General features: G+C 69.0%; 10 protein-coding genes. 5 read left to right on the top strand and 5 right to left on the bottom strand.

All coding sequences use genetic code 11. The features are described from left to right. The first annotated feature begins 136 nt into the window (after positions 1-136). From ACIP9H_RS38995 to ACIP9H_RS38985, 3 genes are all read left to right on the top strand, one after another. Complete coding sequence (locus ACIP9H_RS38995) at positions 137-1,393, top strand: ammonium transporter (RefSeq protein WP_401963649.1); 1,257 nt, start codon at positions 137-139, stop codon at positions 1,391-1,393. 75 nt (positions 1,394-1,468) lie between these two features. Next, positions 1,469-2,152, top strand: coding sequence for a hemerythrin domain-containing protein (locus ACIP9H_RS38990; protein WP_401963647.1), 684 nt, complete (start codon positions 1,469-1,471; stop codon positions 2,150-2,152). Positions 2,153-2,408: 256 nt separating this feature from the next. Further along, positions 2,409-3,311 carry a hypothetical protein gene (locus tag ACIP9H_RS38985; protein WP_401963645.1) on the top strand — a complete coding sequence of 301 codons (903 nt, stop codon included), beginning with the start codon at positions 2,409-2,411 and terminating at the stop codon, positions 3,309-3,311. A 153-nt stretch (positions 3,312-3,464) separates the two neighbouring features. On the opposite strand, the gene ACIP9H_RS38980 is transcribed toward ACIP9H_RS38985, so the two are convergent. The 3 genes from ACIP9H_RS38980 to ACIP9H_RS38970 form a co-directional block, all read right to left on the bottom strand. After that, on the bottom strand, positions 3,465-3,920 hold the full coding sequence (locus ACIP9H_RS38980; RefSeq protein WP_401590643.1) for a MarR family winged helix-turn-helix transcriptional regulator: 456 nt from the start codon (positions 3,918-3,920) through the stop codon (positions 3,465-3,467). Between the two features lie 57 nt (positions 3,921-3,977). After that, positions 3,978-5,474 carry an MFS transporter gene (locus ACIP9H_RS38975; RefSeq protein WP_401590646.1) on the bottom strand — a complete coding sequence of 499 codons (1,497 nt, stop codon included), beginning with the start codon at positions 5,472-5,474 and terminating at the stop codon, positions 3,978-3,980. 167 nt (positions 5,475-5,641) lie between these two features. After that, the gene (locus ACIP9H_RS38970) at positions 5,642-7,147 is read right to left on the bottom strand and encodes an MFS transporter (protein WP_401590649.1); all 1,506 of its coding nucleotides are present in this window, start codon (positions 7,145-7,147) and stop codon (positions 5,642-5,644) included. Positions 7,148-7,639: 492 nt separating this feature from the next. Between ACIP9H_RS38970 and ACIP9H_RS38965 the strand changes: the two genes are divergently transcribed. Next, positions 7,640-8,524 carry an alpha/beta fold hydrolase gene (locus tag ACIP9H_RS38965; protein ID WP_401590652.1) on the top strand — a complete coding sequence of 295 codons (885 nt, stop codon included), beginning with the start codon at positions 7,640-7,642 and terminating at the stop codon, positions 8,522-8,524. A gap of 132 nt (positions 8,525-8,656) precedes the next feature. Here ACIP9H_RS38965 and ACIP9H_RS38960 read toward each other — a convergent pair whose 3' ends face one another. Beyond that, positions 8,657-9,295 carry a LysE family translocator gene (locus ACIP9H_RS38960; RefSeq protein ID WP_401963642.1) on the bottom strand — a complete coding sequence of 213 codons (639 nt, stop codon included), beginning with the start codon at positions 9,293-9,295 and terminating at the stop codon, positions 8,657-8,659. Positions 9,296-9,368: 73 nt separating this feature from the next. Here ACIP9H_RS38960 and ACIP9H_RS38955 point away from each other — a divergent pair, with 73 nt between their 5' ends. Further along, on the top strand, positions 9,369-10,283 hold the full coding sequence (locus ACIP9H_RS38955; RefSeq protein WP_401590657.1) for a LysR family transcriptional regulator: 915 nt from the start codon (positions 9,369-9,371) through the stop codon (positions 10,281-10,283). A gap of 175 nt (positions 10,284-10,458) precedes the next feature. On the opposite strand, the gene ACIP9H_RS38950 is transcribed toward ACIP9H_RS38955, so the two are convergent. After that, positions 10,459-11,154 (bottom strand): GNAT family N-acetyltransferase, encoded by a 696-nt coding sequence (locus tag ACIP9H_RS38950; RefSeq protein WP_401963653.1) that lies wholly within the window; start codon positions 11,152-11,154, stop codon positions 10,459-10,461. Between the last annotated feature and the right edge of the window lie 88 nt (positions 11,155-11,242).

The following is an 11,242-nucleotide window of genomic DNA, read 5'->3' as shown; positions in this document are numbered from 1 at the left end:
ACCGTCACCCGCCTCATGGTCGACACCTGCTGCACCGCCCTGGAGAAGGCCGACCTCGTCTGACCAGCGGCTGCCGTCCGGCACCCACCGCTCCCTGCCGGCCAGCGGCGGGCCTCACAGATCTGGAGAGACATCGATGCCCAAGGGCTTCGACGCGGGCGACACCTCGTTCGTCCTCATCAGCGCGGCACTGGTCATGCTGATGACGCCCGGCCTTGTCTTCTTCTACGGGGGCATGGTCCGGGTCAAGAGTGTGCTGAACATGCTGCTGATGAGCTTCGTCAGCCTGGGCATCGTCAGTGTGCTGTGGGTGGCCTACGGCTATTCCCTGGCCTTCGGTGACGACGCCGGCGGCGGTCTGGTCGGCAACCTCGGTCTCGCCGGCATGCGGGGCATCACCGGCGAGAGCCTGACCGGCACCATCCCGGTGTTCGCCTTCGCCGCCTTCCAGCTGATGTTCGCCGTCATCACACCCGCCCTGATCAGCGGAGCGATCGCGGACCGCGCCAAGTTCGGCGCATGGATGCTGTTCATCACGCTGTGGGTGACCCTGGTCTACTTCCCCGTCGCCCACTGGGTCTGGCAGGCCGACGGCTGGATCTTCAAACTCGGCGTCAAGGACTTCGCCGGCGGCACCGCAGTCCACATCAACGCCGGCATGGCGGCGCTCGGCGCACTCCTGGTCCTCGGCAAGCGCGTCGGGTTCAAGAAGGAGCCGATGCGCCCGCACAGCCTGCCCCTGGTGATGCTCGGCTCCGGGCTGCTGTGGTTCGGCTGGTTCGGCTTCAACGCCGGCTCCGCCCTGGCCGCCAACGGCACCGCCAGCATCGCCTTCCTGAACACCCAGGTCGCCACCGGCGCCGCCATGATGGGCTGGCTCGCCTGGGAACGCCTGCGCAGCGGGGCCTTCACCTCCCTCGGCGCCGCGTCCGGCGCCGTCGCGGGACTCGTCGCCATCACCCCCGCCTGCGCCGCGGTCAACACCTGGGGCGCCATCGCCATCGGGCTCATCGCCGGCGTCGTCTGCGCCTGGGCCGTGGGCCTGAAGGACCGCCTCGGCTACGACGACTCCCTCGACGTGGTCGGCGTCCACGCCGCCGGCGGCCTCGTCGGCACCCTCCTGATCGGCGTCTTCGACACCACCGACGGACTCGTGGCCGGCGCGGGCCCCGAACAGCTCGGCAAGCAGGCCGTCGGAGCCTTCGCCGTCGCCGCCTACTCCCTGGCGATGTCCTGGGTGTTGGCCAAGACCATCGAGATCACCGTCGGCTTCCGCGTCGCACGCCACCACGAAATCGCCGGCCTCGACCAGTACGTGCACGCCGAGACCGCGTACGAGTACTCCACCGTCAAGGAGATCCAGCTCGTGCCGCCGACCGGCATCGCTTCCTGATCACCCGAACACCTGAAACGGCGCCCGCCCGGCGGGACTGCCGGCGGACATCAGCAACCAGCAACGGAGAATCCCATGAGCCCTACCACCAATGAACCCATGGCCGACGTGCGGGACATGTATGTGCTGCACACCCTCTTCCGCCGTGAGATCGGCCTGCTCCCGCGGCTCGTCAGGGCTGTCGCACCGGGAGACACGAAGCGCTCGGAGGCCGTGGGCGCGCACATTGAGCTCCTCAGCGGACTTCTGCACCTCCACCACGAGGGCGAGGACCTGATCCTCTGGCCACTGCTCGACCAGCGGGGCGGGGAGGAGGCCAAGGCCATCGTGCCGGCCATGGAGGAACAGCACCACGCCATCGAGGCCGCCAACGCCGAGCTCGCGCGCCTGCTGCCGCAGTGGCGATCCACCGCCCGTGGCGGGAGCGGACTCGCCGATGTCCTCGACCAGCTGCTGGTTGTTTTGCTGGAGCACATGGCCATGGAGGAGGAGCGGATCCTGCCCCTCGCCGAGAAGCACGTCACCGCGGCCGAGTGGAACAAGATGGGTGAGCACGGACTGGCCGAGGCCCCGAAGAAGGCCCTCCCGGTCATCTTCGGCATGGCGATGTACGAGGGCAACCCCGAGGTGATCAAGGCGATACTCTCCGAGGCCCCGCTGCCCGCGCGACTGCTCATGCCCGTCCTGGCCCCGCGCCTGTACGCCAAGCACGCCAAGCGCATCCACGGCACGGCCACCCCGCAGCGCGTCACGCGCTGAGGTGAAAGCGGGGGCCTCTTGGCAGTTCGGGGTGCAATCCACACCGATCTCCAGGAGGCCCCTCTTGCTCTCGCCCTGTTGGATCCCGTGTCCTTGAACAACTGGGCGGTTTCGGACGCTGCCGACGGACGCAGGGCAGTCCGCCGAACACACCCGCAGTCACATTCCTCCAGCCCTGCAGAGGGCCACGACGCCCTTCCAAGGAAGAACATCAATGACCTCTCAAAGCGACGCCCCTGAATCCGGGGACCGGGACATGACCGCACAACCCGGCTCGTCGTACGACCTGCGTGGGCTCGAGTCGCTCGACGGCTTTCCCTTCCGGGTCTTCGCGAGCCCTGGCGGCGCACCCCGGGGGCGCGCTGTCGCGGAGCGGACCGCGCGTACGGTTGCCTGGCTCCAGGAAGCCGTCGTCCTGCCCGCGACCCCTCCGTTGTTCGTCGTCGGCCCCGAGAACTGGGAACAGGTGGCCACCTTCCCCGTGTACGGCATGCCGCACGTCGAACTCGACAGGATCGTCGTCGGTCAGCGGCCCGCCGCGTTCTGGACCACCGTCATCGAGGCGATCACGCCGCACGTGGACTCCGCGGGCCTCGACCGCCTCCGCCAGGTGTACGGGAACGAGATCGACCTCGGTTCTTTCGCGGACCTCCTGGTTTCCCACGAACTGACACACCTGGCGCACATGGGATCGACGTCCTGGGGGGACAACGGGCGCGTCTCGTTGTGGCTGAGCGAGCTGGCGGCGAACCTCGGCCTGCAGGGGTACGTCCAGGAGGTGGAACCCGACCAGGCGGAACGGCTGGAGACGGCGTTCGAAGTCACCTGGGCCTCTCCCGGCGGACACTGGCCCGTACGCACCTTGCCCGACATGCGTGACTCGCTCCGGGGCGACGGCTCGAACTACGTCTGGTTCGAGTTCGGCCTTCAGGTCTTGGCCAAGCGCTTGTGGGAGACGGCAGGTGTCGCAGCTCTGCAGACTGTCGTCGACACCCTGCGCGGGCCCGCCCTCGACTTCGATCAGGTGGTGAAACTGCTGGACGAGCTGGACCCGTGGGTGGCGGGCGCGGTCCGGGAGTGGCCCGTCTTCCCGAACGGACCTCGCTCTCGGGCCCGTCCCCGCAGCAACGCTGGGCATCCGCAACCGATGCCTGGCTGAGGATCTGACGGTGGACGGATCCGGTGGGGCGGCAGCCCCACCGGATCGCCGTCTTGGCGGGGGACCACACCCGATTGGTTTCGGGGGCGAGTCGTTGAGCGGTTGGCTCGTGAACCGTCGCCCGGCGTTCGCAGGTCCCCGGTGCGACCTGGTTCACTCCAGTCGTTCGAGGATTCGGTCCGAGATCTGGCCGAGCATCGCGAGTTCCGCCGGCGTCAACGCGTCGACGACGAGTCGGCGAACCGCTGCGACATGACGGGGCGCAGCGGCAGCGATGGCCTCACGACCGGCCGGTGTGATCAGCACGAAGGACACTCGCCGGTCCTCCACCGACTCCTCCCGGGCCACGAGACCGCGCTTGGCCATCCGGTCGACATGGTGGGACATCCGGCTCTTCTCCCACTCCAGCGCCTTCGCCAGTTCCAGCACCGGCTGCCGACCGTCGGGTATGTCGGTGAGTTGCACCAGCACCCCGTAATCCGCGGCGGACAGTCCCGAATCCGTCAGCAGCTCACGTGTCAGCTGACCGGTGAGCCTGTCACGCATGCGAAGGAAACTGCGCCAGGCCTGCTGTTCCGTTGCGCTGAGCCAGGCGGATGTCTCGGTCATGCGCGTCAGTGTAGATCAAAGGTTGATACGTCACCTTGTGTCGTGCACCGCTCACGATCAGGTGCCCGCACGAGCATCTCCCGCGTGATGTCGGTCGCGTTCCTGCCCTTGAAGAGGCCCTCTTCCCCGCGGACCGACCGGCATGCGCCCCGGTACGAGGGTGGTGAGGGCCAGGCCGACGAGTGCCGCCGCGGCCGCCACGACGAACGAGGTGCGGAACGCCTGTTGTGAGGGAAACGTCGTCGTGCCGACCGCGATGGCGGAGTGGGCCAGAACCAGCACCAGCACCGTGCCGGCGGCCGCACCACCGACGGACCGCATCAAGGTGTTGACGCCGTTGGCGGACGCCGTATCACTCGCCGGGACCGCGTTCGTGATCAGCATCGATGTGGCCGCGATGGCTGTGCCCGCTCCGGCCCCGACCACCGTCGCGGCGATGACGAAGTCGGTGACGCTGCCCATGCGCAGCGCGATGAAGACGTAGCCGGCAGCCATGATCGTCGAGCCCGCCATCATGGCGAGTCGTGCCCCGTACCTCGCGACCACGCGGGTGGCGACCGGGGCGACGAGGAGCGCGGCCAGGCCGTTGGGAAGGACGGCGGCACCGGCTCGTACGAGGCTCAGCCCAAATCCGTAGCCGGTGGTGGTCGGCGCCTGCAGGACCTGCGGGAACACGAAAAGCATGGTGTAGACCGCGAACCCGATCCCCACAGTGGCCAGGTTGGTCATCAGAACCGGGCGCTGTGCGGCGAGCCGCAGATCCACGATCGGGAAGCGTGTGTGCAACTGGTGCGCGCCCCAGGCGAGCAGCACCAGCAGCGCCGCGGCGCCCAGACCGAGGGTCCGGGTGCTGTGCCAACCCCATTCCGCCGCGTTGACGACCGGCAGCAGGAGTCCGATCAACCCCGCGGTCAGACCGACGGTGCCGACAACGTCGAACCGTCCCGTGGAGGTCCGTTGCGACCGGGGGACCAGTAGCGCGACGAGGACGGCGCAGAGCGCGCCCAGCAGGGCCGACGCCCAGAACAGCACGTGCCAGTCGAAGTGCTCGGCGACCAGGCCTGCCAGCGGTATCCCCGCGACGGCACCCAGGCCGAGGATCGCGCTGAGGAAGGCGATCGCACCACTGATCCGGGCGGACGGCAGCGCGTCCCGGAAGACACCCAGAGCCAGCGGTATCACCCCGATCACGCAACCCTGCAGTCCACGGCCGATCACCATCGGCCACAGCGAACTGGTGAGCGCGGAAACCACCGATCCGACGACCGCCGCCGCAAGCGTCAGCAGCAGAGCGCGTCGTTTGCCGAAGAGATCGCCGATGCGGCCGCTCACAGGAGTGACAACCGCACCCGTGATGAGTGTGATGGTCACCACCCATGAGGCGCCCGGGGGCGAGGTGTCCAGCAGCAGGGGGAAGTCCGGGATGAGTGGGACGACCAGTGTCTGCAGCAACGATGCCAGCAGACCGGCGGTGGCGAGCACGGCGACTACGGCCGTGGGGGAACCTGGACGCTTCATATGGATCTCCGCGCGGGCGGCGCTCTCTTGGGTCATGAGCAACCTTGCGATGTGTCGGTCCGGTTGCCGGGGCAGTAGTGGATGTCGCGCGCAGGCGCGGCCGGCGACGCGGGTCCCGGCTCGGGCTCTTCCGTCGCCCGTCGGCTGTGGTCCGGCCGTCCGCCGCGACTACAGCTGCGGGTGATCGGGTCCGGTGGGGATGTTCACGTCGTCGCGCGGCGGCGTGGTGAAGGAACGTCGATCACGAAGGCCGCGGCGAGCGCGCCGGCGAGCATGATGGCTGCCGCCCACCAAAAGGCGGTGGTGAAACCGTGGACCGCTCCGGCGCGGACAATCGCTTGACGTTGAGCGGAGGTCGCCTGTGCCCCGCCGTTCCCGGCGAGGTGCGTCGAGATCCAGTGGCTGGCCGAGCTGGTGGCGATCGTGTTCAACAGGGCAGTACCTATGGAGCCACCCACCTGCTGCGCGGTGCTCACGGCGGCGGAGGTGACGCCCGCGTCCTGGGGAGCGACTCCTGCCGTGGCGGTGGCCATGACGGGCATGAAGACCAGGCCCATGCCGAAGCCGATGAGTACGGCGCCGGGCAGGACGTGGGTGGCGTACGCGGAGCGGGCGCTCAGCGTGGTGAAGGTCAGCATGCCGAGCGAGGCGATGGCCAGCCCCGGGGCGATCATCAGGCGCGGGGCGACGTGGGCCAGCAGTCGGGCGGAGAGCTGAGTGGAGGTCAGAAGGATGAACGCGGACATCGGCAAGAACGCGAAACCGCTTTTCAGGGCGGAGTACCCGAGGACGTTCTGCAGGTAGTAGGTGAGGAAGAAGAACGCCCCGAAGAGTCCGACCATGGCCAGGCACAGGGTCAGCATGGGACCGCCGTGGGCGCGGGAGGCGATGATCCGCAAGGGAAGCAGGGGACTGGCGGCGCGGGCCTGCCACCAGGTGAACGCCGCAAGGAGTACGACGCCACCCGCGAGCAGAGGCAGGACTGTGCCGGACAGCCAGCCGTCGGACTCCGCCCGGCTCACCGTGTACACCACGGTGACGAGGCCGCTGCTGCTCAGGACGATCCCGGGCCCGTCGAATCCGGCCGCGCGGTGTCCGGCGCGGTGGTCGAGGAAGAGCGCCGCGCCGACCACGCCTATGGCTGCGATGGCCACATTGACATACAGGCACCAGCGCCAGTCGAGGTACTGCGTCAGGACGCCGCCGAGCAGGAGGCCGATCCCGCCGCCGGCAGCGGCCAGCGCTCCGAAGACGCCGAACGCCTTGGCGCGTTCCTTGCCGTCCGTAAAGGTCGTGGCCAGCAGGGAGAGCGCGGAAGGAGCAAGGAGCGCGGCGAAGCACCCCTGTCCCGCACGGGCCGCGAACAGCATCGCGGGCCCGGCGGCCGCACCGCCGACCGCGGAGGCCGCACCGAACCCGACCAGCCCGACAACGAAGGCCCGTTTGCGGCCGACACGGTCGGCGACGCGGCCCCCGACCAGGAGCAGCCCGCCGAACGCCACTGTGTATGCGGTCACGACCCACTGCCGGGTGCCATCGGTCAGCCCGAGGTCACGCTGGGCCGAGGGCAACGCGATGCTCATGATGGTGGCATCGAGCACCACCATGAGCTGCGCCAGTGCGATCACGGACAGGGCCCACCATCGCCGGGCGTCCTGCCGCGGCCGGGCAGCGTTCCGACCGGGGGCCATAGCTGTCGAACTGCTCATCGGATCTCCGAATCTCCCGCATCGATCTCTGTGCAGCGCGCACGTGAAGCAGCCTGGGTACAGACGCTCCGCCTGAGCCGCGTATGCACATCCCCCGTCGGTTCGCCCATGGTCAAATAGATGACACATCAACGAGTTTGTTCGGTGGAGCGTATCACGAGAGGTTGAAGATGCAACTAATTCGCCTGCTCGCCGGCAATTCGAGGCCGCACGCGGCCGGGTCGGCGGCGACCGCCGGGGCGAATGCGGGGCGAACCTGCCTACTCGACATAGGTTGACCAGTCAACCTATTCGATATAGGTTCGGCGACACCTCGATGAGCCTTGCCGAGCACAGATCCGGGTGCTGCCGCCCTTCTGAAGGAGCAGCGACGCCCGGCCCCCGCGAGGCCGACGGGACACCTGGCGCCACTGCCTGCACCGGGACATCGCTGTCTCTCACCGCTGCCGAAGCGGCTCCCGAGTGCAGCCCAACCCCTGGAGCACAACTGCAATGACCCTCATCACCCTGCCGGACGGCAGGCACCTCGACATCGCCGTTTCCGGTCCTCCCGGAGGTGTTCCGCTGATTTACCATCACGGCACACCCGGCGCCCTGGCCCAGAACCGCGTCATGCAGAGAGACGCCTGGGACAGGGGCCTGCGCCTCGTCACCTTCTCCCGTCCCGGCTACGGTGACTCGACCCGCAAGCCCGGTCGTAAGGTCCTCGACGTCGCCGCCGACGTCGAGGCGCTGCTCGATCACCTCGAGGAGGAGCGCTGTCTCGTCCTCGGCCACTCCGGTGGCGGTCCGCACGCACTGGCCACGGCCGCGGCGCTTCCCGGGCGGGTGGCCGCCGTGGCGGCTTCGTGCAGCCTCGCGCCGTACGACACACCCGGGTTCGACTTCCTGTCGGAAATGGGGGACCAGAACATCAAGGAGTTCGGGCTGGCCCTGCAAGGGGAAGCCGCTGTGCGGCCCGCGTTGGAAGCGGATGCCGTCGCGATGCGGCGGCCCGATGCGGTCGACGCCGTCCGCGCGATGCTGACGTCCTTGCTGTCCGACGAGGAACGCACAGCCATGTCCTTGGACGCGGAGGGAGGACCGGCGGAGGAACTGGCAGGGCAGTGGGCCCACGCCCTGCGGGACGGAGTCGACGGATGGCTCGACGACGACCTCGCCTTCGTCCGCCCCTGGGGGTTCGACCTGATCGCCATCCAGGTGCCCTGCTTCATCTGGCACGGCGCAGCCGACCGCGTCGTCCCGCCGTCGCACGGACGCCGCCTCAGTGAGCAGATGCCCAACTCACTGCTGCGCATGCTCCCGGACAAGGGCCACCTCATGGTTCAGCTCGACGGGATCGGGGCCATGGTCGACGAGCTCCTGACGACGCTCTGACCTTGCGAACCGAGGTGGACCTCGGTGGTCAGCCCTCCTTGGCAGCGGCAGCGGGCCTGCCGTGTCACTGAGCGTCACGGATCCGCCGGTTCGTCCCGCGAGGCGTCCGGGAGCGGAGGAGCACACACGTGATCACACATGGGTCCCGGTCAGCAGTACCGCTCCGAGAACGACCAGCATGGAGCCGCTCGCAGTCTGTACCAGGCGTGCCACTGCCGGCCTGCGAAGCCAGGCACCGAGCCTGTCGACCAGCAACGCCACGGTGGGGAACCAGACCAGGGCCAGGGTCGCGACGATCAGACTGAGTATCAGCGTCAGCGGCATCGCCGGCTGCCCGGGCGGCACGAACTGCGGGAGCAGGCTGAGGAAGAAGACGGGCGCCTTGGGATTGAGCGCGTTGGTCAGGAAGCCCTGCCGCAGCCCCGGAAGGGTTCCGTGAGCGGTGCGTGATGCGTGGCCGGGCGCCGGCTCCACCGTGTGCCGGCCCTGGCGCGCCGCCGCGATGAGGACCCGCGCGCCCAGGTAGACCAAGTAGCCGCCGCCGAGTACCTGCACCAGCAGGAAGAGCGTCGGCACGGCCACCAGTACCGCCGCGAGCCCCGCGACGGCGAGCATCGTGTGCACCAGCAGTCCGCAGGCGACTCCGATGCCCGTGGCGATTCCGGTCCGGCGGGACACCAGCGCGTTGCGCACGACCACGGTGAAGTCCGCGCCGGGCATGACGACCATGCCGGCCGCCACTCCAGTGAAGGTGATGAGCTGTGGGTTCATGCCTGTCATCGTGGAGCCTTGTGGCCTTTAGGGTGTATTTGGAATCTTGACGCCCAGCCCAAAGGGATGCTTAATGTTCGACTCGACCCGTCTCGCTGCACTGGTGGCCGTGGCCGAGGCCGGTTCCATCACCCGGGCCGCCGCTCGCCTCGGCTACACCGCCCCCGCGCTCTCACAGCAACTGGCCAAGCTGGAACGGGAGGCCGGAGCGGAGCTCCTGGTGCGGACGCACCGCGGCGCACGTCTGACGGCAGCCGGTGAAGTGCTCGTCAGTCACGCTCGTCGGGCTCTCGACGAGATGGATCGCGCGCGCCTGGAATTGTCGCAGCTGGCGGGGCCGGCGGGCGGCCGGCTGCGGATCGGCACGTTTACGACCGCGGGCATCCACCTGCTGCCACCCGTACTCACCGCCCTCCGTAGGGAGCATCCGCAGGTGGATGTGGTCGTCGCGGAGTACGAGCCCCCGGCGGGAGTCGCCGCCGTGGCCGCCGGAGATGCCGATCTCGCCCTGACCCACGTCTATGAAGGAGGGCCGGACCCGGCTCCGCCCACAGGGGTGGCGGTCGAGCCTCTGCTGGTGGAGGACCTCGTTCTGATCACTGCCCCCGGGCACCTGCTGGCGGCCGCCCCCAATCCGCTGGAGTGGGCGGAACTGGAGGGTCAGCCTCTGGTGAGCAGCACCCCCGACCACCCGAACCGGCGAGCCATCGAGGCGACACTGCGAGCCGCGGGTGTACGGCCGGTGGTGGTGTGCGAGACACCGGCCTACGTCACAGTGTGCGCGCTCGTGAGCGCCGGCCTCGGAGTAGGACTGGTGCCACGGATGATGGCCGCGTCGTCCGCGGTGCCTCTCGGGGTACGCGCGCTCGCACCACCAGGACTGCACCGGACCATCGCCCTTGCCTCCCGCAACGACGACACCTCGCCGGCGTTGCGCACACTGCGCGCCCTGCTCCTCGGCACCTACCGCAAGCCACCAGCAGGATGACCGAGGATTCGCCGGTCACATCGTCGGCATCACCATTGACGGCGCAGGCGGCCCGATCGCCGCTGTGTCCTGGGCGACGTTCGACGACGCGCGGCGAGGACGCGGGCGCCGGTCGGGCGCTGTCCTTCGGCTGGGGCATCGCGATCATCGAACTGTACGGCTGTACCAGGGAACGTCAGGCGCTGTCGGAGACCGAGCCGCTCTTCGCCTTGCTCGGAGTCGTGGGTCCGGCACCGCGGCACCGCGAGGTCGGCCGCTCGGCAACGTGCTGTACCCAGCGTGCCTCAATCTCGCGGCCGTTTTCGAGGGTGTGGGTCGGCGGCCCGTCAGCGGGGACGAAGCCGGCGGCGGCGAGCGCCCTGGCGGACGCGGTGTTCGTCACCTCGTAGCCCGCGCCGATGGTCGGCAGTCCGAAATGAGTATGCGCGAGCAGTGCGGCCGCCAGGAACAGTTCCGTGCCCATCCCTGTGCCGCGTGCGTGGGGGGCCAGGCATCCGCCGATCAGCTGGAGGTCATGACGCAGGTCGATGGAACCGGCGTATCTGCCGTCGTCACGGCGCACAGCGATGAGAGTCGCTGCTTCGTCTCTGGGCTCAAAGGGCTCGGCACGCATCTGCCGCGTCCACGGGGCCGCATTGAGGGAGTCGGGGTCACCGGGGCGGAGGTTCACCACAGCTTCGCGGACGCGGGCATCAGCCAAGTGGACAGTCGCCTCGTGCTCGGCTGCACCGAGCCACCGCTGCGCTTCAGGGTCAGCGGCGGCAGCCAACCTGGCCGCGATGTCCAGAGAGGTCTCCGGTGTGTAGCAGAGTAGGCGCTCTGTCCGGATGACGTGCCGCCGATTCGCGCAGGTGCCCGGCAAAGGCAGCATCGGGGCTGCTCGCCCCGCGCGCCGGCGTGACCACAGCATGTCGCCCCCTTGCACCTTGCCCGGGTCCCTCAGCCGGGCATGGTGAGCA

This window comes from Streptomyces sp. NPDC088732 (assembly GCF_044751205.1).
Lineage (GTDB): Bacteria > Actinomycetota > Actinomycetes > Streptomycetales > Streptomycetaceae > Actinacidiphila.
Note: the sequence above shows the minus strand (reverse complement) of the source record. Positions and strands in the feature narration are given on the sequence as shown.